General features: G+C 65.2%; 23 protein-coding genes and 1 tRNA gene. 12 read left to right on the top strand and 12 right to left on the bottom strand.

Going from position 1 to position 21,650, the window contains the following annotated elements; all coding sequences use genetic code 11:
• The 6 genes from VH499_RS12225 to VH499_RS12200 form a co-directional block, all read right to left on the bottom strand.
• Nucleotides 1–711 (bottom strand): hemerythrin domain-containing protein, encoded by a 711-nt coding sequence (locus VH499_RS12225; RefSeq protein WP_332053010.1) that lies wholly within the window; start codon nt 709–711, stop codon nt 1–3.
• Between the two features lie 75 nt (nt 712–786).
• A tRNA-Leu gene (locus tag VH499_RS12220) sits at nt 787–873 on the bottom strand.
• A gap of 13 nt (nt 874–886) precedes the next feature.
• Entirely contained in the window at nt 887–1,225 is a 339-nt protein-coding gene (locus VH499_RS12215) for a hypothetical protein (protein ID WP_332053009.1), read from the bottom strand.
• A gap of 50 nt (nt 1,226–1,275) precedes the next feature.
• Entirely contained in the window at nt 1,276–2,085 is an 810-nt protein-coding gene (locus VH499_RS12210) for a DNA-binding domain-containing protein (protein WP_332053008.1), read from the bottom strand.
• Nucleotides 2,082–2,927 carry a DUF692 domain-containing protein gene (locus VH499_RS12205; protein ID WP_332053007.1) on the bottom strand — a complete coding sequence of 282 codons (846 nt, stop codon included), beginning with the start codon at nt 2,925–2,927 and terminating at the stop codon, nt 2,082–2,084. Before VH499_RS12205 ends, VH499_RS12210 begins: the two co-directional genes overlap by 4 nt.
• A gap of 645 nt (nt 2,928–3,572) precedes the next feature.
• Entirely contained in the window at nt 3,573–4,709 is a 1,137-nt protein-coding gene (locus VH499_RS12200; protein ID WP_332053006.1) for an FAD-dependent oxidoreductase, read from the bottom strand.
• A 48-nt stretch (nt 4,710–4,757) separates the two neighbouring features.
• Here VH499_RS12200 and VH499_RS12195 point away from each other — a divergent pair, with 48 nt between their 5' ends.
• From VH499_RS12195 to VH499_RS12175, 5 genes are all read left to right on the top strand, one after another.
• A complete protein-coding gene (locus VH499_RS12195; RefSeq protein ID WP_332053005.1) occupies nt 4,758–6,278 on the top strand; it encodes a class I adenylate-forming enzyme family protein in 1,521 nt (506 codons plus the stop codon).
• 28 nt (nt 6,279–6,306) lie between these two features.
• Nucleotides 6,307–6,966, top strand: a complete 660-nt coding sequence (locus VH499_RS12190; RefSeq protein ID WP_332053004.1) for a dienelactone hydrolase family protein — start codon at nt 6,307–6,309, stop codon at nt 6,964–6,966.
• Between the two features lie 32 nt (nt 6,967–6,998).
• Nucleotides 6,999–8,351, top strand: a complete 1,353-nt coding sequence (locus VH499_RS12185) for an MFS transporter (protein ID WP_332053003.1) — start codon at nt 6,999–7,001, stop codon at nt 8,349–8,351.
• A gap of 186 nt (nt 8,352–8,537) precedes the next feature.
• The gene (locus VH499_RS12180; protein WP_332053002.1) at nt 8,538–8,969 is read left to right on the top strand and encodes a DUF1801 domain-containing protein; all 432 of its coding nucleotides are present in this window, start codon (nt 8,538–8,540) and stop codon (nt 8,967–8,969) included.
• A gap of 58 nt (nt 8,970–9,027) precedes the next feature.
• Complete coding sequence (locus tag VH499_RS12175; protein ID WP_332053001.1) at nt 9,028–9,840, top strand: SDR family oxidoreductase; 813 nt, start codon at nt 9,028–9,030, stop codon at nt 9,838–9,840.
• Nucleotides 9,841–9,848: 8 nt separating this feature from the next.
• On the opposite strand, the gene VH499_RS12170 is transcribed toward VH499_RS12175, so the two are convergent.
• Nucleotides 9,849–10,631, bottom strand: a complete 783-nt coding sequence (locus VH499_RS12170; RefSeq protein ID WP_332053000.1) for an NAD kinase — start codon at nt 10,629–10,631, stop codon at nt 9,849–9,851.
• Nucleotides 10,632–10,723: 92 nt separating this feature from the next.
• Between VH499_RS12170 and VH499_RS12165 the strand changes: the two genes are divergently transcribed.
• Nucleotides 10,724–11,599 (top strand): TauD/TfdA family dioxygenase, encoded by an 876-nt coding sequence (locus tag VH499_RS12165; RefSeq protein ID WP_332052999.1) that lies wholly within the window; start codon nt 10,724–10,726, stop codon nt 11,597–11,599.
• Between the two features lie 22 nt (nt 11,600–11,621).
• Here the strand turns inward: VH499_RS12165 and VH499_RS12160 are convergent, their stop codons facing one another.
• Together VH499_RS12160 and VH499_RS12155 are read right to left on the bottom strand one after the other, a co-directional pair.
• A complete protein-coding gene (locus tag VH499_RS12160; RefSeq protein WP_332052998.1) occupies nt 11,622–12,827 on the bottom strand; it encodes an adenylate/guanylate cyclase domain-containing protein in 1,206 nt (401 codons plus the stop codon).
• 16 nt (nt 12,828–12,843) lie between these two features.
• A complete protein-coding gene (locus VH499_RS12155) occupies nt 12,844–14,652 on the bottom strand; it encodes a radical SAM protein (RefSeq protein WP_332052997.1) in 1,809 nt (602 codons plus the stop codon).
• Between the two features lie 304 nt (nt 14,653–14,956).
• Between VH499_RS12155 and VH499_RS12150 the strand changes: the two genes are divergently transcribed.
• Both VH499_RS12150 and VH499_RS12145 read left to right on the top strand, forming a co-directional pair.
• Nucleotides 14,957–16,207 carry an MFS transporter gene (locus VH499_RS12150; protein ID WP_332052996.1) on the top strand — a complete coding sequence of 417 codons (1,251 nt, stop codon included), beginning with the start codon at nt 14,957–14,959 and terminating at the stop codon, nt 16,205–16,207.
• A 49-nt stretch (nt 16,208–16,256) separates the two neighbouring features.
• Entirely contained in the window at nt 16,257–17,333 is a 1,077-nt protein-coding gene (locus tag VH499_RS12145; RefSeq protein ID WP_332052995.1) for a lipid A deacylase LpxR family protein, read from the top strand.
• A 19-nt stretch (nt 17,334–17,352) separates the two neighbouring features.
• On the opposite strand, the gene VH499_RS12140 is transcribed toward VH499_RS12145, so the two are convergent.
• Both VH499_RS12140 and VH499_RS12135 read right to left on the bottom strand, forming a co-directional pair.
• Nucleotides 17,353–17,508: a DUF3309 family protein gene (locus tag VH499_RS12140; protein WP_085935636.1), complete on the bottom strand. Its 156-nt coding sequence runs from the start codon at nt 17,506–17,508 to the stop codon at nt 17,353–17,355.
• Between the two features lie 15 nt (nt 17,509–17,523).
• The gene (locus VH499_RS12135) at nt 17,524–18,138 is read right to left on the bottom strand and encodes a superoxide dismutase (RefSeq protein WP_332052994.1); all 615 of its coding nucleotides are present in this window, start codon (nt 18,136–18,138) and stop codon (nt 17,524–17,526) included.
• Between the two features lie 205 nt (nt 18,139–18,343).
• Here VH499_RS12135 and bfr point away from each other — a divergent pair, with 205 nt between their 5' ends.
• Nucleotides 18,344–18,829 (top strand): bacterioferritin, encoded by a 486-nt coding sequence (gene bfr / locus VH499_RS12130; RefSeq protein ID WP_332052993.1) that lies wholly within the window; start codon nt 18,344–18,346, stop codon nt 18,827–18,829.
• A gap of 21 nt (nt 18,830–18,850) precedes the next feature.
• Here bfr and VH499_RS26145 read toward each other — a convergent pair whose 3' ends face one another.
• Nucleotides 18,851–19,054, bottom strand: a complete 204-nt coding sequence (locus tag VH499_RS26145; RefSeq protein ID WP_414709777.1) for a (2Fe-2S)-binding protein — start codon at nt 19,052–19,054, stop codon at nt 18,851–18,853.
• 101 nt (nt 19,055–19,155) lie between these two features.
• Here VH499_RS26145 and VH499_RS12125 point away from each other — a divergent pair, with 101 nt between their 5' ends.
• From VH499_RS12125 to VH499_RS12115, 3 genes are read left to right on the top strand one after another with little or no spacing between them, the layout of a single operon-like run.
• On the top strand, nt 19,156–20,316 hold the full coding sequence (locus VH499_RS12125; protein ID WP_332052992.1) for an acyl-CoA dehydrogenase family protein: 1,161 nt from the start codon (nt 19,156–19,158) through the stop codon (nt 20,314–20,316).
• 26 nt (nt 20,317–20,342) lie between these two features.
• Nucleotides 20,343–20,807, top strand: a complete 465-nt coding sequence (locus VH499_RS12120) for a MaoC family dehydratase (protein ID WP_332052991.1) — start codon at nt 20,343–20,345, stop codon at nt 20,805–20,807.
• Entirely contained in the window at nt 20,804–21,649 is an 846-nt protein-coding gene (locus VH499_RS12115) for a VOC family protein (RefSeq protein ID WP_332052990.1), read from the top strand. The genes VH499_RS12120 and VH499_RS12115 overlap by 4 nt, the downstream gene beginning before the upstream one ends.
• Nucleotide 21,650: the final 1 nt, after the last annotated feature.

The following is a 21,650-nucleotide window of genomic DNA, read 5'->3' as shown; positions in this document are numbered from 1 at the left end:
TCAGGTTTTGGGCGTATACTTGCTGAGATCGTCGATGCCGATGCGCTTTTCGATCGCCTCGACCGTCTTGGCCACCTTCTCGAAACCGTCGGCGCCGAACCTCGATTTCTCCTCCTTCTCGAAGGTCTCGCCGAGCGCGTCGAACTCCTTCGGGGTGACCAGGCTGCGCACGGTCGGAAAGATGTCGGTGTCTTCCCGCGCCGCATGCGGCCGGTAAAGCACGATGGCCGCCTGCATGGCGTCGATCATGGTCTTGCGCCGGCCGCTGTCGGTGCGCGCCGTCGGCGCGATCTGCAGGACCCGCTCGGTGAGCTTGCGCCCCGCCGCGTGCTGCGTCACCAGGATGTCGACCAGCGGGACCATCCGACCGGCCTTCCTGAAGTGCGGGAAGAGATGGTCCTCCTCGAGCTTCTCGTGATAGTCGTGGATGAAGTCGCGCATCGTCTCGGCTGCGCGAACAAAGACGGCCGCCTCCATGTCCTCGCCCTGGCCGAGGCGGCGGGCGCCTGCTTCATAGATGAGCAGAAGCCGGCGCAGCACACCGTGCTCGCGCATCAGATCCTCGGTCGGCGGGACGGGCGCCTCGGCCTCGGCCTTTGTGCTCATGCCGGTGCCGCGCTCGTCTGCGAAAGCGGGCAGAGCCGGCGCCATGCCCCAGACGGCGGCCGCGCCGAAAAACCACCGGCGACGCAGATCGACGTTGCTGGTCATGGCCATTTCCTTCGCTGGTGTAGCGATGCGCTAGGGGACAAACGTCACGCCGCCCCTGCGGTTGCAGGCGCGCGATGGTACCCGCTGCCGGACTCGAACCGGCACGGCCTTGCGGCCTCAGGATTTTAAGTCCTGTATGTCTACCAATTCCATCAAGCGGGCATGCGGCGCGAGATTAGCGCTTTTCCGTCCTGCGCTGCACGAGATCGAGCAGTCCCTGGGTCAGGCTCGCCAGCTTCTGCGCCTGGGTGCGCACCAGCTCGGAGTTCTGGCCCGCGGCATGCTGAGGCGCGAGTTCAAGGTTCGACAGGATCGTCATGCAGTCTTTCCAGACCCGGCTGCGCACGGCATCGGTGTCCGAATCGAACCCGTAGGGCTCGTTCAGCCGCCCGTTGCACCGGTGCAACGTCTCCAGCAGCCGCCGGTCGGCCTCGGCGGAGTCGGGCATTTCGATGAATTCATGGGCCGCCCGCTCGATATCGACCAGCGCTGCGACAAGCTCGCTTACTTCCACTCTTTGCTCCTCGGCAGGCCGCCATGATGGACGAAACGACAGCAACGTTGCTAGTGGCGGAACGATCCGATCATCCCTTCCTCCACCCAGCCGCGCAGCAGGCCGGCGGCGCGCGCCGGCGCCTGTTCCTCGCCGGTGGCGAAGACGACGCATTCACACAGGTCGGGGAAGGCTTCGCCCCGGATCACGGCGGCAAGCATCGCCGCCTCGTCGGCGGCCAGCGAGCGGAAATTCGAGATGAATTGCGGCCGCCAGATCACCCAGGACGTGGTCGCCTCCATCCGCTCGACATGCAGGCTGCCGGCCTCCTGTTCATCCCGGCGCTGCCAGGCGCGCGGCACGTCGAAGTCGAACGACAACACGCGCAAGGAGGGGAGCGGGACGAAGCTCAGGGTCTCCCATGCTCCCCGCGGCACGGCCATCACGGCATCGGCGGTGACGGGCTTGGCATCGGCCGAATCGAAGGCCTCGCCCAACGCCCATTCGAAGCGCGCCATCTCGACGACGGCGGGTGAACGGTCGAAAGGAGGCGTGCCGGCCAGGAAATCCGCCAGGTCCTTGCCGAACCAGCGCACCGAAGGATGGTGCGAGCGATGCGCCGCGACGTACGCCCGCGCCATGTGATCGAAGTCGGCGACCCCCGCCATCGCCATGACGCCCGGAAAGTCGCCCGTCAGCACCTCGATCAGACGCAGGGTGTATCCATCGCGATAGACATCGAGCAGGGCGGCGAGGTCGGCCTTGCGCGTGTCACGCACGGAGGCGGCGAAGCGATCGCTGCCGAAGAGCAGGTAGTCCTGGAAGGCCTGCTGCAGGTCGGCGAGAGAGAGGGCGTTCGCCGCCGGCCCGGTCCCGCTCATTCGGCTGCCTCCACGATACGCTTGCGCGTCACGCGCGCGGCAACCTCGCGGGCGACGTCGAGTTCGGCCAGCAATTCGGCATAGGATGGGATGTCGGCATCGCGCTCGATCATGGTGGGCACGCCCGGAAACAGCCTCACCGCTTCGGCATAGAGATCCCAGACGTCCGGCACGATCGGATGGTCGTGCGTGTCGATGATGTGGGTGCCCTTGTGAAGATGGCCGGCGAGATGGAACTGTCGTACCCGGGACGCGGGCATGGCGCGCAGGAAGGCGCGGGCATCGAACTCGTGGTTGAAGGCGCTGACATAGACATTGTTGACGTCGAGCAGGATCTCGCAGTCGGCTCGCCCGGCGAGGGCGGCGATGAATTCCCACTCGGTGAACTCCGATGCGGCGTAGGTGATGTAGCTCGACACGTTCTCCAGCACCAGGCGCCGGCCGAGATGATCCTGTACGCGGATCACCCGCTCGGCCACGTGATCCAGCGCCTCTTCGGTATAGGGAAGCGGCAACAGGTCGTGCATGTTGATGCCGCGCAAGCCGGTGAAGCAGAGATGATCGGAGATCCACAGCGGCTGCACGCGATCGATCAGCGCCTTCATCTCGTCGAGATATCGAAAGTCGAGCGGATCGACGGAACCGATCGACAGCGACACCCCGTGCATCGCCACCGGATAGTCGCGGCGGATCCTGTCGAGCCACTGCAGCGGCATGCCGCCGGACACCATGTAGTTTTCCGACAGCACCTCGAACCAACTCACCCTGCCGGGACTGGCCGCGATTTCCTCATAATGGTCGGGACGGAGCCCGAGTCCGAAGTCCACTGCGGACGCGCTCATGCGCTCGATTGTAGTCCAAAAAGGCAAACTGGCGTGCGGGATTGATCCATCGGCGCCCGCGCGTCTTCAACCGCCATTCTGCACGGACGGCGCAATTGGAAGAGAAGAGCCAAGGCGACATTTTCGCGAGCATTGGCGCCAAGCAGACGGACAGCAAAAAGGCGCTGCCGGACTTTGGGCAGCGCCGTTCCCGGCCGACAACCGGATCGCCCTAAACCATCACGTGTAGGTGACGCATTGTCACACGCAGCCCTGGCAGGCCTGCAAACCACCCGGGTGGCTCCTGCAATTTGGATTTCGGCGAAGCTTGGCTTCCCATCAAAATACTTTGCCGCCCCTGGATGTGCATTCGTCCCTGCTGCCGACTTCGCTCCAGCCCAGGCCCTTGCAAGAGTTCAGTCCCTTGCAGGACGATGAGGCAGTCTTGCAGGCGCTTGTGCCCTTGCAGGAATTTACGCCGGCGCACCTCACGCGATCCTCGGCCGATGCACCGGCCACAACGGCACCGGCAGCGAACAAAGCGGCTGCAGAAGCGATGACGAAATGGCTTTTGGTCATATTCGGTCTCCTCGACGGGCGGGCCATCTTGCCCCCCGTCGCACAAGCCGAGAAGTCAGAGCTTGGGGAAGAATCGTGAACGGGCGATCACCGCAGCGTGAAGCGGCGCGGCGAAAGGGCAGCTTCGGTGACGCCAAGCTCGGCGATGTCGGTCGGCAAACTGCGTTCGAGCGCGAGGCTGGCAGCAAGCCGGCCTGCGGCCGCAGCGGTCTGGATGCCGTATCCGCCCTGGCCGGCGAGCCAGAAGAAGCCCGTGGCGGCACCGTCATAGCCGACCACGAGGTTCTTGTCGGCGACGAAGGTCCGCAGGCCGGCCCATCTGTTCTTGATGTGACGGATATGCAGGGTCGTCGCCGTCTCGATGCGGTCGACAGCGATGGCGATGTCCAATTCTTCGGGCTGTGCGTCGCAAGGCGGCGATGGCGTTTCGTCCGCAGGCGAGGCGAGGAATTGTCCGACTTCGGGCTTGAAGTAGAAAGTCTCGTCGAAGTCGATCGCCATCGGGAGGTGCGCGATGTCCATGCCAGGTGGCGAATCGAACGTGAAAGCGGTGCGCCTCTTGGGCACCAGTCCGACCGGCCTCGCTCCGGCAAGCCCCGCCACGATGTCGGCCCATGCGCCGGCCGCATTTACGACGTTCGCCGCGACCATCGTTTCGCCATCACGAAAGCCGATGCGCCAGCGATTGTCGTTGCGCTCGAGACGTACGACCTCGGCCGAAAGACGCAGGACGGCGCCGGCCGCCCGGGCGCCGCGCAGGAAGCCGCCATGAATGGAGGCGACGTCCATGTCGTCCGCCTCGGGCTCGAACATGGCGCCGCCTGAAACAGCCTCCGGTTTGAACAGAGGTTGAAGGCGCAGCACTTCCGCGGGGTCTAGCCAGCGCACGCTCGGCACGAGCTCGGCGCAGTCGCCAGCCGCCTTCCTGAGCGAGGGCTCCTGCGTCGCGCGGCCGGCAATGACGGCACCGCGCGGCGTGAGCAAAGGATGGTCGGTAAAGCCTTGCGGCGGTGCGCGGTAGAAGCGGCCGGAGACGACCGTGATGGCCCGGATCTCCGCCGAACCATAGGTTTCCGAATGCAGCGCCGCGGAGCGACCGGTCGTGTGATAGGCCGCGACATGTTCGCGTTCGACGATGGCGACGCGGTTTTGCGGGGCGAGATGATAGGCGGCCGCCACGCCTGCGATGCCGGCGCCGACAATGACGAAATCGAATTCCTGCATGAGCTCACATTGCAAGGTTGCCGGTCGGCCTGCAATAGTCCGAGGACCATGAACATCGCGCATCTGTTGCTCGGTTCATCACGGGAGTTCCGCGATCACATCGCGCTGGCACGCGGCGGCACGGCGCATCTCGACTATCGCGACCTGTGGCGCAAGGTCTCGATCATGAGCACGCATCTGCGTGTGCGGTTCGGCCTCGAGACCGGCGATCGCGTGGCCTTCGCGCTCTCCAACTGTGTCGAGGCGATCGAGGTCATGTACGCGATCTGGCACGCCGGTCTTTGCGCCGTGCCGATGAACGCCAAGCTGCATGCCAGGGAGTTCGCCTTCATCCTCGAAAACTCGGGCGCCAGGCTCTGCTTCGTGACACCCGATCTCGCGGTCACCATCGCCGAAGCGGCAAAGGAAGCGCGCGAACTGAAGGAGATCGTCGATGTCACCATGCGGTCCTACGCCTTCATGGCCGTGGGCGACCCGAGCCCGCTGGTGGACTGTGCGCCCGAAGCTCCCGCCTGGCTGTTCTATACCTCCGGCACCACCGGGCGGCCAAAGGGCGCGACGCTCACCCATCGCAACTTGCTGGTGATGACGCTCAACTACTACGCCGACGTCGATCGGCCGGTCACGGGCGGATCGATGGTGCACGCTGCGCCGATCAGCCACGGCTCGGGACTGTGGAATTTCGCCATGCTGGCCCGCGGCGTGGTCCAGGTTTTTCCGGAAAGCGGCAGGTACGACGTGCCCGAAACGGTCGAACTGATGAATCGCTGGCCCGACTGCAGCATCTTCCTCGCGCCTACCATGGTGAAGCGCCTGGTGGAGAGTACGGCGTTGGGCGACCTCGAGCCGGGCGCGCTTCGAGTCGTCAGTTATGGTGGCGCACCCATGTACGTGAGCGATCTCAAGCGCGCCCTGGAGGGATTGGGCAACGTTCTCTGCCAGCTCTATGGCCAGGGCGAGAGTCCCATGACCATCACCCATCTGTCGCGCGAGATGCATGCGCTGCGTGATCATCCGCGCTGGGAAGCGCGGCTGTCCTCGGCCGGTGTCGCCGATACCTGCGTCGAGGTGCGCGTGGTCGATGAGGAGGGGCGGCGGCTGGCCGTCGGCGAAGTCGGCGAGATCATCGTCAAGGGCGATACGGTGATGTCGGGTTACTGGAACAATCCCGAGGCGACGGCCCGATCGCTGCGCGACGGCTGGTTGTGGACCGGAGACATTGGCGCCTTCGACGAGGATGGCTTCCTGACGCTGAAGGACCGGTCCAAGGACATGATCATCTCGGGCGGCAGCAACGTCTATCCACGCGAGATCGAGGACGTGCTCAACCTCCATCCCGCCGTTGCCGAATGCTCGGTGGTCGGGCGTCCGCATCCCGAATGGGGCGAGGAGGTGGTGGCCTTCGTGGTGGCGCGACCCGGCGCCACGGTCACTTCGGCCGAGCTCGATCGGCTTTGCCTCGACAATATCGCTCGCTTCAAACGGCCAAAAGACTACCGCTTCATCGATGCCTTGCCGAAGAACAACTACGGAAAGATTCTCAAGACGGAGCTTCGGACCTTGCTATAGGGTCGTCGCCAACAGACAGGAGGAAACGATGGGCAGCATGATCGACTTCAAGCGTCCGGACGGCTCGGCCTGCAAGGGCTATCTGGCCGAAGCGGGCAGGGGCAAGCCGGGCATCGTCGTGATCCAGGAATGGTGGGGCCTCAACGACCAGATCAAGCGCGTCGCCGATCGCTTCGCCGCTGCCGGTTACAATGCGCTGGCGCCGGACCTCTACAAGGGCCGCGTCACCCAGAATCCCGACGAGGCCAATCACATGATGAACGGCCTCGATTTCGTCGGGGCATCGGATCAGGACATCGCGGGTGCCGTGAAGCACCTCGCCGACCTGAGCCGCAAGGTCGGCGTCACCGGCTTCTGCCTCGGCGGTGCGCTCACCATTGCGGCCTGTGCGCGCGTGTCGGGGATCGCGTGCGGCGTGCCGTACTACGGCGTTCCCCCGGCGCAGCTGGCTGATCCGGCCAAGATCAGGATTCCGATCCAGGGGCACTTCGCCAACAAGGACGACTGGTGCACGCCGCAGGTAGTGGACGAGTTCGCTGCGGCGATGACCAAGGCCGGCAACAAGCCCGAGGTCTATCGCTACGATGCGGCCCATGCGTTCGCCAAGGATGACGGCGCGGCCTACGATGCCGCGGCGGCAAAGCAGGCGTGGGATCGCACGCTGACCTTCCTGGGCAAGCACCTCTGAGTTCAGCGGACCGCGCCGGTCGAGTGGCGCTCGTGCGACCAGCCTTCGGCCTGGCGATCGTCGGCCTCGGCGCGGCGCTCGCACCGCTCGACATCGCGGTCAACGTCGCGCTGCCGGCGATCAGCGCACACTTCGGGCTGGCGTTGGGCGACGTGCAGTGGCTGGTGATCTGCTACGTGCTGGTCTACGGCTCGCTCATGCTGGTCTGCGGCAAACTGGGCGATCTGGTGGGTCATCGCCTGGTCTTTCGCGTGGGTCTGCTGGTCTCGGCGATCGGTTGTGCGGCCTGCGCGGCGGCGCCGAATTGGCCGCTGTTCCTGTGGGCTCGCGCCGGCCAGGGCATCGGCACGGCGCTCGCTCTGGCCTGTAGCCCGGCGCTTTCGACGTCGCTCTATCCCGAGGGTCAGCGGACCAAGGCGCTCGCGGGCTTCGCCGCCGGCCAGGCGCTGGCCTCGACCATCGGTCCGCTGCTCGGCGGGGTGCTGATCGAGATTTGGGACTGGTCCGCCGTCTACTGGTTCCGTGTCCCGATCGCACTGGTGACGCTCGCTCTCTCGGGGCTGCTGCCCGCGCCCAGACCCGACGACCGGCCGTTCGATGCGCTGGGCTCCGTGCTGCTCGCCTGCTGCACGAGCGCGTTCCTGCTTGCGCTGGTCCTGGCACAGCGGGCGGTGCCGACGTGGCAACCGTTGGTATTGGCGGTCGGCGCGCTGGCAGGCATCGTCGTCTTCATCCGGCACGAGCAAGGGTTCGACGAGCCGGTCCTGCGGCCCGCGCTGTTCTCCGATGCAGCCTTTGTCATTCCCAACCTGATCAGCGTGCTCGCCAATCTCGCGAGCTTCGCGATCCTGCTGCTGACGCCATACTATCTCGTGAACGTGCTGGGACTGTCGGCGGCCGCATCGGGGCTGATGATCGCGTTGGCCTTCGTCGGCGGCACGGCCGGGGCGCCACTTGCCGCCCGTCTCGTGCCGAGGATCGGCCAGCGGCCGACCGCTTTCGCGGGCGTCGTGGTGGTGGGCGCCAGCCTGATGGCCCTGGGCTGGACGACACAGACCACGCCCTTGCCGTTGCTCGTCGTCTTGCTGCTGATCGAAGGCAGCGCCTATGGCCTGCTGGTGGTCGCCTACACCGATATCGTGACCGCGACCCTCGCGCGGCGCGATCGCGGCGTGGCCGGCGCCCTCGCCCTGCTGACGCGCACCTTGGGCGTCGTGAGCGGTGCCTCTGTCCTCAGCACCTTGCAGGCGCATGGCGCCGCGGCGTCGAGCGGAACCGACGGGTTTCTCGCCGGCTATCGCTTCGCCTTCATGGCCGCGGGCGGCGGCTTGCTGGCGGCACTCTTCGTCTCCTGCCTCTGGCCGCGCGCCTGGTTTCGACGCTGACCGCTGGATGTCTAGCCCGGTGTCACGTGGCCGCGTTTGATGATGTCGGCGAACATCCGGCTTTCGGTGTCGACCTCGGCGCGCATGGCGATCGGACCCAGATAGGTCGGCTTGGTGCCGCCCTTGTCGAGCTTCTCAAGACCTCAGGTCGGCTGCAGTCCACGCGCCGCGTGCTAAGGTCCAGCGATGAAGAGATTCGCCGATCAAGCGGTTGCAGCGGCGTTCAAGGCCTATCCGGCGGCCATGCGTCGCCGGTTGATCGTCTTGCGGACGCTCATGTTCGATGTCGCGGCGAAAACCGAAGGCGTTGGCCGTCTGACCGAAACCTTGAAGTGGGGACAGCCAAGCTATTTGACGAACGAAACGGGAAGCGGTTCCACGGTGCGCATCGATCGTCTGCGACGTGGCGACGGCTACGCCGTGTATTTCCACTGCCGGAGCGGCCTGGTCCAGACCTTTCGCGATCTGTATCCCGGGACATTCCGCTACGAGGGCAGGCGGGCCATCGTCTTCGGTCTCGACGACCGCCTGCCTGTTCGTGAACTGCGCCACTGCCTTGCCCTCGCCCTGACCCATCACCGGCGCAAGAAGAGAGCTGGATCGCGATCGCGCATCTGAAGGGGTGCCTGCTGCCGGAGGGGAAGCGCGTGCTACAGTCGCCGAGGAGGCAAGCGCCATGGCGGGCAGGCTGAAGGACAAGGCGGCGATCGTGGTTGGAGCGGGCTCGATCGGCCCAGGGTGGGGCAACGGCAAATGCACCGCGGTCACCTTCGCCCGGGAGGGCGCCAAGGTGTTCTGCGTCGACCGCAATCGCGCCGCCGCCGAGGAGACGGTCGGTCTTATCGAGAAGGAAGGCGGCATCGCTGCTGCCTTCGAGGCCGACGTCTCGCGGAATGCCAGCGTCAAGGCGATGGTCGACGCCTGCATGACGAAATGGGGCAGGATCGACGTGCTCGACAACAATGTCGGCATCGCCTCGACGGGCGGGCCGGTCGATCTCAGCGAAGACGAATGGCAGCGCGTGTTCGACGTCAATGTGAAGAGCGCGTTCCTCACGGCCAAGCACGTTCTGCCGATCATGGAGAAGCAGGGCAGGGGCGCGATCGTCAATGTGAGCTCGATCGCCTCGATACGCAGCCTCGGCATTTCCTATGTCGCCTACAATGCGAGCAAGGGCGCTCTGAACTCGCTCACGCTCGCCATCGCCTCGCAGTACGCGGACAAGGGCGTCCGCTGCAACGCCATCCTGCCCGGGCTGATGCACACGCCGATGATCGACTTCCTCGCCGAGCAGTACGCCAAAGGCGAGAAGGATCACGATCAGGCCTATGACAAGATGATCGCCATCCGCAACCGTGCCTCGCCGACCGGCAAGATGGGCACCGGCTGGGACACCGCCAATGCCGCCCTGTTCCTCGCTTCCGACGAGGCCGCCTACGTGAACGGCCACCTGTTGGTTGTGGACGGCGGCATCACGATCCGCGCCTAGTCCGGCCGTCAGGGGGCGAACTGCTCCTTGAGGATGCGCTCCTCGAGGTCGTGTTCGGGATCGAACAGCAAGGTGAGCTGTATGTCGTTGGCCTCCGTGACCGCCACCTTCACGACGTTGGCGACCTCGACCGAATCGGCGGCGGCGGCGACCGGGCGCTTGCGCGGATCAAGCACGGTGAACTCGACCTTGCTGTGATGCGGCAGCAATGCGCCGCGCCAGCGCCGCGGGCGGAAGGCATTGATCGGAGTGAGCGCCAGAAGGCCCGCGGCCAGCGGGATGATCGGACCATGGGCCGAAAGATTGTAGGCCGTCGAACCGGCCGGGGTAGCCACGAGCGCGCCGTCGCAGTGGAGGTCCGGCAGGCGCATTTGCCCGTCGACCGAAACGGCGATACGAGCCGTCTGCCGGCTCGATCGCAGCAACGAGACCTCGTTGATGGCAATCACCTCATGGCGCTGGCTCCGGGTCGTCGTCGCCACCATGCGCAAGGGGGTGAGCGACACCTGGCGCGCGGCCTTCAGGCGCGCGAGAAGGCCGCCGGCGCGATACTGGTTCAGCAGGAACCCCACGGTGCCGAGATTCATGCCGAAGATCGGCGTTCCACGCCGGATATTGTGATGCAGCGCCTGCAGCATCAGCCCGTCGCCGCCCAGGGCGACGATGATATCGGCCTGCGCGGGCTTCACGCCTCCGTAGCGCTTCTCCAGCGCCACGCGCGCGGCACGGGCGACCGGCGTCGCGGCGGCCACGAAGGCCAGACGCGGAGCGGAACTGGAAGGGGCTGACATCGGGCCTCGACGACGCTGCAACGGAATTCCTACTATAGCGACCGCCGCTCCGGTTGCGATAAAATCCGGCCGAGAGCCGTGGGAGGAACGCGATGGAACTGGTTCCGCTGGGACCGGGCTTCGGCGTCGAAGTCAGAGGTATCACTATCCTCGACGTCGCCACCGACGCCGAGGCCTACAAGGCGGTGCGCTCGGCGTTCGAGGAGAATTCGCTGCTGGTGTTTCGGGACCAACCTGTCGCCGACGACATCCAGGTCGCGTTCAGCCGCGCCTTCGGGCCGCTGGAGCTGACCAAGGTTTCGTCGCTCGGCCAGAACACGTTCTACTCGCGGCTCACCAACACGGCCAACGGCAAGGTGGTGCCGGCCGACCATCGGCAGGTGCTGGTGGCCAAGGCCAATGCCCTTTGGCACACGGACTCGTCGTTCAAGAAGACTCCGGCCCTGGCATCCGTCCTTACGGCGCGCGTGCTGCCGGAAGATGGCGGCGAGACCGAATTCACCTCGACGCGGCTCGCCTGGGAGCGGCTTCCCGCCGACATGCAGGCACGCCTGAAGGATGCGGTGGCGACGCACTCCTATGCCAACAGCCGCGACCAGATCCACCCCGATCTGGCGACCGAAATCGAGCGCAGATCGCTGCCGCCGGTGCGTTGGCGTCTCAATTGGCGCAATCCGAGCAACGACCGGCGCGCGCTCTATGTCGCGAGCCACGCCTACGCGATCGACGGCATGGACGAGCGCGATGCGCGCCAGCTCCTGGCACAGCTTCTCGATGAGGCGACGCGCCACGAGTTCGTCTACAGCCACAAATGGCGTCAGGGCGACGCGGTGATGTGGGATAATCGCGCGATGCTGCACCGCGGGCGCCCCTGGGACTATGCGCGCGAGCGCACCATGGTGCGCACGACGATCTCGGCGACAGTCGCCGACGGGCTCGACGAGGTGCGGCCGCCTGTCCTCCATTGACCGCTGCCCGCGCCCAGCGAGGCTAGGGAAGACTCCAGCCGCCGGCGCCGCGCAGGCCGAAGACCGGCTGCGGCTGGTCGATGTCCTTCAGCGAGTGGATGCCGAGTGATTCGACATCGCGTGACGGCAGCAGTTCGGCAAGTGCGCCGGAAAGCACGATGGGGCGGCCAAGCGGCACGCAGAGCTTCTCCAGCCGAGCGGCGTGGTTCACGGCGGGGCCGATCACCGTGAAGTCGAGGCGGTTGCTGGCGCCAATATTGCCGAACATTACCTCGCCGATATGCAGGGCCAGGCCGAACCGCACGGCCGGCTCATCGGCTGCCGCGCGGATGCCGTTCAGGATGGTCATCGCATCGGCTACCGAACCGGCTGCGCGGACGACGTTCAGTGCCACGCGGGCGCGCTCGCCCGGGGCAGGTACGGGAAACATGCCCAGCATGCCGTCGCCCATGAATTTCAGGATCTCGCCGCCAGCGCCGGTGACGATCTTGCCCATCACGTCGAAATAGTCGTTGAGCAAATTGATCACCGTGTCGCGCGGCAGGGTGTCTGACGCGCGCGTAAAGCCGCGCAGGTCGCAGTACCACAGGACGGCCTCGATGGTCTGGCCGCTGCCGCGCTTGATCTCGCCCGCCAGGATGCGTTGCCCCGCAGCACGGCCCACATAGGCGTCGAGCAGGTTGGCGGCCGTGTCGCGCAGCGAATGCGACTCGACGATGCGCGTGAAAGCGAACTGCAGCAGGAACATGCGATCGAGGTCGGCCATCGAAAAGCCGCCCGCCTTGTCGGAGATCACGCTGAGCCCGTCGACGTGGCCATTGCCGAACAGAAGCGGCAGGGCGACGTAGTCGGTCGCGCCTTCGGCCTTGAACTGGCGCAGCACCGGCGCGGTGGGTTCGACGTCTTCGAGCCGCACACGCAGCGTCTTGCGTTTCTCGTAGACGATGGCGATCGGGTTGTCGCGGAAATCCGGCCGGTCCTTCAGGCCCGCGGCCGCGGTCTGCACCTGTACCTTCTGGCCGCGCCGCCAGAAGTAGGCTTTGCCGTCGAGTTCGGGATGCAGCGTGAGCTGGAAGTAAGCCAGGCGGAAAAGCGGGATGCCCGCGTTGACCAACTGCTCGCCCGCCGCGGCAACGAGTTGTCCGGTGTCGGCGATCTTGTAGGCCTCGGTGACGAACCAGCGAGCCAGCGGATCGGCATAGACGCGGGAGGCGACGTCCTCGTCCATGCCCGCGAGTATAGCGCTATTCGGCGGCGGCGAGCCTCTGGTTGTGGGCGACAGCGGCGCGGGCGCGCGCCAGATCCTCACCGCGCTTCTTCACAACGGCGGCCTCGCCGCCCGCCGTCTCGGCGAACAGGGCAAGCTTGTCCAGCTCCTCCTCGGCCACGGGCTCCAGGGCGAGATCGCTGTATTCGAGGCGCCTGGGATCGTGCTTGACCTTCTGGCCGATGCGCCAGCCCTGCCAGGCAAGACGGCCGTAGATCTTGAGCTTGCGCCACGTCTCCGCGGCGAGCCTGAGATGGAATAGACCCCAGGGCTCGATCTTCATGCCGTAGCGCCGGTCGCGGCGGTACTTCATGCGCACGATGCCGCCTTCGAGCGGATGCACGCCCTCGGCCTCGAACATGATCTTGAACATGGTCATGAACTGGGCCGGCTCGGCCGGATTGCGACCGGCGATGGCGCCGTGCCGTCGCGCGACCGTCTCGATGTGGGCGGGAGTGTAGTACGCCTTCCAGGCGTCCCGGTAGGTGCGGTCGAACTCCTCGTCGCTCATTCTCGGATGATGGACGACGCGATGATGGAGGTCGTACTTGTTCAGGTCTGCATCCATCCAGACGCCCTGCTTCCAGAGTGTCTGATGGTCTTCCGATCCCGGCAGGGGCGTCAGGATGAACAGCTCGAGGATATCGAGCGGCAGCTCCTTCTTGATGATCTCCATGTCGCGCAGCACCGACTCGCGCGTATCGCCGGGGAAGCCAAGAATATAGCCCGCCCAGGTCGAGACGCCCGCCGTATGCCACGCCTGGAGCATACGGCGGTACTCGGTGATCTTGTTCTGGCGCTTCTTCGCCGCCAGCAGGTTGTCGGGATTGATGTTCTCCAGTCCGATGAAGACGCGATAGACGCCGGCCCACTGCGCCTTGGCAATGAAGTTCGGAATGCGGTGACACTGCGTGTCGACCTGGATGATCAGCGACGCCTGGATGCCCTCGTTCTCCTTGAGCTCGATCAGCCGGTCGAAGAACTCCTCCCAATGCCGGTTGCGGGCCATGTTGTCGTCCGTGATGAAGAACGACGTAATGCCCTGTCGGTAGTTTTCGCGGATGATGGCCTCGAGATCGTCGGCGTTGCGGAAGCGGCTCTTTCGGCCCTGCACGTTGATGATCGTGCAGAACGAGCATTGGAAGGGGCAGCCGCGGCCAAGATCGAAGCTCGACTTGCGGCCTTCGTTACGCGCCAACGCGGAGGGAGGCAGGCTCGGCGTCGGTGCGCCCTCGATGCCCGGCAGATCCTCCATGTAGTTGTAGAGCGGCTTCAGGCGGCCGTTCCAGGCATCCTGCAGCACGACGTCGAGGCGGCCTTCCTCGGCCTCTCCAGCGAAGATCGAGACGCCCATATCCATGGCTTGTTGGATTTCCGGCGGCACCACCGGCAGCATCGAGAGGCAGCCCGCAGCGTGGAACCCGCCCATCGCCACCGGAAGGCCGGCCTTGATGAATTGCCGAGCGAGGTCGACGGCGCGCGGAAACTGATTGCTCTGGACTCCGACCAGGCAGACCAGCGCCCGGTCGCCGCCGCGGCCGAGATCACGGACGATGACGTCGGGTCGCACGCGCGTGTTCGTCTCGTCGAAAGGCCTGATGACGATCTCGACACCCGGACCCAGCACCTGCCGGCGCCGGCAGTCATCGCCCAGCCCATAGAGCGCTGCGAGCGTGTTGGACGGGATGTGCGAGCGCAGCCACGTGATCGGATAGCCGTCGTCGTCGTAGTGAGTAGGCTTGATCAGGATAAGCTGGAGGCGCTGCTTGTCGGTTGAACCATCCATCGCGGACTATCTCCAATGCAAAAGTCCGCATGCGGTCCGGTCACCCCGCTGACGGTCTGTCGAATGCACACTGCGCTGCATCATCTGCCGACGCAAGCCCCCATGCCGGCAAGGGAAACGCATTCCCTTTCAATACTTTATGGCGGCAATTTGCATTCCCCACAAGGGCGTAAAACGACTTGACCCCAACTTCCGTGGAGCGGGCCGTCAGCAGAAGTCGATTGCGCAACTCCGGACGAGCAGACACGCTGCCGGCAATTGGGAGCGCTCTTCGAGACGCCGGTCGGAGGAAAACCAGCAAGACGTGACCGTATTCGCGCGTGTTCCTGCGCTGGCGCCTTTCCAGATCCGCAGCTTCCGTTTCCAGTGGCCGGCCGACCTTCTCGCTTCTTGGGCGTTCGAGATGGAGGGGGTCATCCTGGGCTGGTTCGTCCTTGTCTCGACCGGCTCGGTCACGGCGCTGGCGGTGTTCGGGTCCCTGCAATTTCTCGGCACGCTGGTGTCGCCCTTTTTCGGCATGGCGGGCGACCGGATCGGCAACCGCAACGTGCTTTGCATGATGCGCATCACCTACGTTTGCGTCGCGCTTTGCCTGATGCTGCTTTTCATGACGGGCCTCGCGACGGCTGTTTCCGTGTTCGCGCTCGCGGCGATCATGGGACTCGTCAGGCCCTCGGACATCACGCTGCGCAATCTCCTGGTGGGAGAAACAATGACCGCCGGGCTGCTGATGCGCGCGATGAGCGTCTCGCGCATGACGGCCGACTCCGCCCGCGTGGTCGGCGCCTTGTCGGGGGCGGCTCTCATGGCGGCGCTCGGTTCGGGGGTCGCCTATATCGTGATCTGCGGCGTCTATCTCGTGAGCTTTGTGCTGTCCCTCAATGTCGGTCTCAGGCGGGTGCGCATGGTTGGCGAAACCGCCGTGCCGTTGTCGCCGATCCGGGCGCTCAGGGAGGGCTTCGCCTACGTCTGGTCTACGCCGGATGTACGTGCAGCGACGCTGCTCGCCTTTCTGATGAATTTCGCGGCCTACCCGCTGGTCAGCGCGCTCCTGGCGCACGTCGCCAAGGACATCTACGGTCTTGACCAGACCGGGCTCGGCTGGCTGATCGCGAGCTTCGCGACCGGCGCTCTGCTCGGGTCCATCGTCCTGTCGATGCACGGGGCGCGAATCCGCGCCGCCCGCGCGATGATCGCGGGCGCGCTGATCTGGTTCACCCTGAACCTCGTCTTCTCGTGGATCGAGACACCACGCTGGGGGGAGGCGTTGCTGATCGTGATCGGCGTGGCGCAGAGCTTCTGCATGGTGCCGATGGCGGTGATCCTCTTGCGCACCGCCGATCCCGCCTTTCGCGGCAGGGTCATGGGTGTGCGCATGCTCGCCGTCTACGGCTTGCCGCTAGGTCTGCTGCTGAGCGGGCCCTCGATCGAGCATGTCGGCTTCGCCGTGACCGGTTCCCTGTTCAGCCTGATCGGCATTACCTTCACCCTGCTGATCGCCTCTCATTGGCGAGCCCACCTGTGGCATCCGCAAGCTGCCGCCAATCGGCACTAGGAACCTTTGGACAGGCCTGACGTTGGCGTCCGACCGATCGGGGAAGGACATGCCCAGGACCACTGCGCTGGCGGCTCTCCTCCTGCTGGGGCAAATGACCACCGCGACCGCACAGCAGTTCGTCCCGATCGACGTCGCATCGGCTCCCGACGAGCAGCGCAATGTCTTCACCGTTCAGGTCGAAAACGATTTCTTCAACCTCGTCGGCAAATCGGACCGCGACTACACGAATGGCCTGCGCATCGGCTGGCTGTCGCCGGCTCTGTCCGATCTGCCCGACGGGTGGGCGCGACTGCTCACCCTGCCGACCTTTCTCGGCGAGCAGCCCGTCAACTCGGTGACCCGACGGGTCGGCATTTCGCTCGGGCAGAACCTCTACACGCCACAGGATACGGAAACCAGCCAGCCGATCTTCAACGATCGGCCTTATGCCGCCTGGCTGTACATGAGCGTCGCCTTGCAGTCGACCTACAAGCGTGTCGATCCCAAGACCGGGAAGGCCGAGCCCGTGCGGCTCGACACGCTGCAGCTCGACTTCGGGCTGGTGGGGCCGGCCGCCGGCGGGGCGTTCGTGCAGAACAACTTCCACCGGCTGATCAATGATGGGCCGGCCAATGGCTGGGCCAACCAGCTCCATAACGAGCCGACCCTCGATCTCACCTTCGAGCGCCGGTGGCGGGTGGGGCGCGGCATCGTCCTCGATCGCCCGAAACTCGAATACGACGTCGTGCCGATCGTCGGCGCGGCGGTCGGCAATGTCTCGGCCTACGCGAGCGCCGGCGGATTGGTGCGCATCGGCAAGGATCTGCGTGCCGATTTCGGTCCGCCGCGGACGCGTCCAGCATTGCCGGGGTCGGAAGGTTTCGTCGGCGAAGGTTTCGCGTGGTACCTGTTCTTCGGCCTGGCGGGGGAAGCGGTGGCGCGCAACATGTTTCTCGACGGCAATACCGATGGCAACAGCATGCGCGTGAGCCACCGCCCGTTCATCGCCGAAGGCACGATCGGGCTGGCGCTGCTGTTCCGCGGCGTGCGCGTCTCATTCACGCAGGTTCTGCGCACGCCGGAATTCTTCGAACGCGACCGCTTCGACCAGTACGCGTCGATCAACGTCGCATTTCGTTACTGAGGGATCGCCCCCGATGGACCTAGAGGCGGCCCATCAGGAGCAGGATGATCACGATGATGAGGATCAGTCCGACGCCGCCGCTGGGATAGTAGCCCCAGCCGCTGCTGTACGGCCATGTCGGCAACGCGCCGAGCAATATCAGGATCAGGATGATCAGCAGGATAGTGCCCAGCATGTGCCTTCCTCCTGTTTAGCCCAGGTTCTTCTCCGCAAACGACCAGTTCGCGAGCTTGTCCAGCCAGGCTGTGAGGTGGTCGGGACGACGGTTCTGGTAGTCGAGATAGTAGGCATGCTCCCAGACGTCGGCGGTAAGCAGCGGCGTCTCACCGTGCGCGATCGGCGTGTCGGCGTTGGATGTCGTGGTGATCCTGAGCTTGCCGTCCTTGCCCTTCACGAGCCACGCCCAGCCGCTGCCGAACTGCGCGACCGCGGCCTTCTGGAAGGCGTCCTTGAACTCCTTGACGCCGCCGAAGCTCGATTGCAGGGCGTCCTTGAGCTTCCCCGAGGGCTCGCCGCCCTTCGGCGACATGCTCTCCCAATAGAAATTGTGGTTCCAGGCCTGACCGGCATTGTTGAAAATCGCCTTGTCCTTCTCGTTCTTGGCGGACTTGGCGACGATCTGCTCGAGCGACAGGCCATCGTAGTCGGTGCCCGCGATCAACTCGTTCAGCTTGTTCACGTAGGCCGCGTGATGCTTGCCGTAATGAAAAGAGATTGTCTTGGCTGAAATCGCCGGTTCGAGGGCGTTCTCCGCATAGGCCAGCTTTGGAAGGCTGAAAGCGTGCTTGGGCTTGTCTAGTGGCATAACCGAACTCCTACATTTTTCCACGGCCCGGACTATGAAACGTTCCCCTGCATTTATTGTTGCGTCTCATTTTCGCAGGCGGGCGCGCCGCGAAATCTGTGGCGTTGGCGAATTTCCGGGCGAACGGTTCTCAATCGCGCGCTCTTCGGTTGCATTGCCCGCGGCGGTCGGTGTCTAAAGAGATGCATTCCTCGGGAGGTCTGTCATGAGGGGCAACCCGCAGATCATCGGTGAACTGAACAAGCTCCTGAAGAACGAGCTCACCGCCATCAATCAGTATTTCCTGCATGCCCGGATGATGAAGCACTGGGGGTTCGAGCGGCTGGCCAAAAAGATCTACGACGAGTCGATCGGCGAGATGAAGCACGCCGATCGCCTGATCCAGCGCATTCTGTTGCTCGAAGGTTTGCCCAATCTTCAGGATCTTGGCCGGCTCGGCGTCGGCGAGACCGTCGCCGAATGCCTCAATGCCGACCTGAGGCTGGAGACTGGGGCGCGGACGGATCTGGTGTCAGCGGCCGCCGCCTGCGAGGCGGGCCAGGACTATGTCAGCCGCGAGATCGCGGTCGATATCCTGGAGGATGCCGAATCCCATATCGACTTCCTCGAGACCGAACTTGCGCTATTGGAGAAGGTCGGCGAGCAGAACTACCTGCAGACCCAGATCAGCGAAGGCAAGGAACCGGACTGACGTCCGGCGCGCCGTCAGGCGTCAGTCGGCGGCAAGCAGGGTCTGCGGAGCGGCCTGTTCGGTGGCGATCGTTTGGTCGATCCGCTTGCGCATGTCGGAGGCGCATCCGCCACATTGCGGGCTGTAGCCCGCAGCCCGGAATACATCCACCGGGCGCCGGGCTCCGGCCCGGACGGCAGCTTCGACATCACGGTCTCGAATGGCTCGGCAGACACAGATATACATTCTGGCGCGCGTCTTTCTGTGCAGGACCTATGCAGTTGCGACTTACTCGCACAGAGAAGATAAGAGGCACTCGCAATTGCGTCAAGAGCAGATCTGAACCCATGGACAGTCCCATTTTCACCGAGGAGCACGACCTGATCCGGGCCCAGCTGCGCCGCTTCGTCGACCACAGGGTGAGGCCGGAGGGGCCGAAATGGGAGCAGGCAGGGTTCGTGCCGCGGGCGGTGCTGCAGGAGATGGGGAAGCTTGGTTTCTTCTCGCTGCGCGTCCCCGAGGCACTCGGCGGCGCGGGGCTCGATGCCCGGGCGTCCGTCGTCCTCGCCGAGGAGGTGGGCCGATCGACCCACGGCGGGTTCGCCATCACCGTGCTCGTCCACACCGACATGGCAAGCCCGCATCTCGTCCGCTTCGGCAGCAAGCGGCAGCTCGACAAGTATCTGCCGGGCGTTCTTGCCGGCACAACGATTACGGCGGTCGCGGTCACCGAGCCGGCCGCCGGTTCCGACGTCGCGGGCATCCGCACCAGGGCTGCGCGCGACGGCGACGCCTATGTGCTGAATGGCTCCAAGATGTTCATAACCAACGGGGTCCACGGCGATCTCTATTTCGTCGCCGCCCGCACCGACGCGGAGGCCAAGGGCAGCCGCGCCCTCACCATGTTCATCGTGGAGAAGGGAATGCCCGGCTTTCGGGTCGGCCGCGCGCTCGACAAGACCGGTTGGCGCAGCTCGGATACAGCCGAACTCGTGTTCGAGGATTGCCGCGTTCCGGCGGAAAACGTGCTCGGCGGGGAGAATCGCGGCTTCTATTCGATCATGGCTAACTTCCAGACCGAGCGGCTGGTGATCGGTGCGATGGCGATGGCGGAAGCGCGCGAGGCGATCCGCCTGACCTTCGACCATGTGAGCCAGCGCACCGCCTTCGGGGCGCCCTTGTGGGAGAAGCAGGCGATCCGCCAGCGGTTGGCACGTCGGCTGGCCGAGGTGGAGGCGGCGCGCCAGCTCGTGCATCACACTGCCTGGCTCGATGCCCAGGGCACCGACTGCGTGGCGCAGGTGTCGATGGTGAAGGCGTTGGCCGGCGATCTTGTGAACGAGGTGTTGTACGATTGCGTGCAGTTCCACGGCGGCATGGGCTTCGTGCGCGAAAGCGCGATCGAGCGCATGGCGCGCGATGTGCGCGTCCAGGCGATCGGCGGCGGTGCGTCGGAGGTGATGCTGGAAGAGATCGCCAAGCGGTTCGGGCAGGCCTTGTCAGACTGACCGTCCGACCGCATCTTGCGCTCCCGATGGATGCACCGCTCAACGCCCCGCGCTATTGGGACGACTACGAGGTCGGCAGGAAATACCCGCTGGGCTCGACAAGTTTCACCGAGCAGGAGATTGTCGACTTCGCGCGACACTACGATCCGCAGTATTTCCACGTCGATACTGGTGCCGCCAGGGACTCGGTGTTCGGCGGCCTCATCGCGTCGGGCTGGCAGATCTGCGCCAAGCTGATGCGCCTCCTCGTCGACAATTACCTCGACAAGCGCACGGCGCTCGGCTCCCCGGGCGTCGACGAGATCCGTTGGCTGAAGCCGGTGAGACCGGGCGATACCCTCACTGCCTGGATCGAGTGCGCGGCCAAGGTGCCGTCCCGGAGCAAGCCGGAGCTCGGCGTCATTCACGAGAGCTGGCGCGCCGTCAACCAGAAGGGCGAGCTCGTCATGACGGCCAAAGGCATCAACCTGATCCGGCGGCGGCCGGAATGAAGCGGGCGGTAAGGGGCCTCGACCATGTGGTCGTCATGGTGGACGGTATCGATGCGGCACAGGCGGCCTACGAACGCCTGGGCTTCCAGGTTCAGCCGCGCGGCTTTCACAGGAAGCTCGGCACCGCCAACCATTTGATGATCTTCGAGCGCGATTATTTCGAGATTCTGGGCATCGTCGAGGACACCGAGTTCAATGCCGAGCGGCGCGCCTGGCTCAGGGGCGGCGGGGGCCTCGCCAATGTGGCGCTGGCGACCGACGGCGCGGATCTCGCGTACAACGCCTTCCGGGCTGCGGGATTGCAGCCCGACGCGCCGCTTTCCTTCGACCGTGCCGTCGAGATCGGGGGAAGAACCGAGCACGCGCGATTCATGACGGTGCGGGTTCCCAAGTCGCACATGCCGGTGGTCGGCTTCTTTGTCTGCCAGCACCTCACGCCGCAGTTCGTCTACCGCCACGAGTGGGCCAGCCATCCGAACGGCGCGCGTGGCATCCTCGGCGTCACGGTGATCGCCGAGCAGCCCGTCAGCTGGATCGGCGAGCTCCAGAGGTATTTTGGCGCCGATGCAGTCAGGGGCGAAGGCGAGGGGCTTGCGGTCGATACCGGCACACAGCCGATCCGTTACCTGACACGAGACGCCTATGCCGCCCGTTATCCCGGCATCGTGCCGGTGCGGCCGGACGATCATCCGGCCCTGCTGCGGTTGCGGGTCGAGAATCTCGCCGATTGCGAGGCGCTTTTGCGCAAGCGCGACGTGGCGCTGCTGAAGCCCGATTCGGAGCGACTTCTGGTTCCACCCGGGCTAGCCGCCGGCCTCACCCTCGAATTCGCGGAGCGCTAGG

It is taken from the genome of Reyranella sp. (assembly GCF_036558665.1).
Classification (GTDB): domain Bacteria; phylum Pseudomonadota; class Alphaproteobacteria; order Reyranellales; family Reyranellaceae; genus Reyranella.
This window is presented reverse-complemented; position numbering and strand designations above follow the sequence as displayed.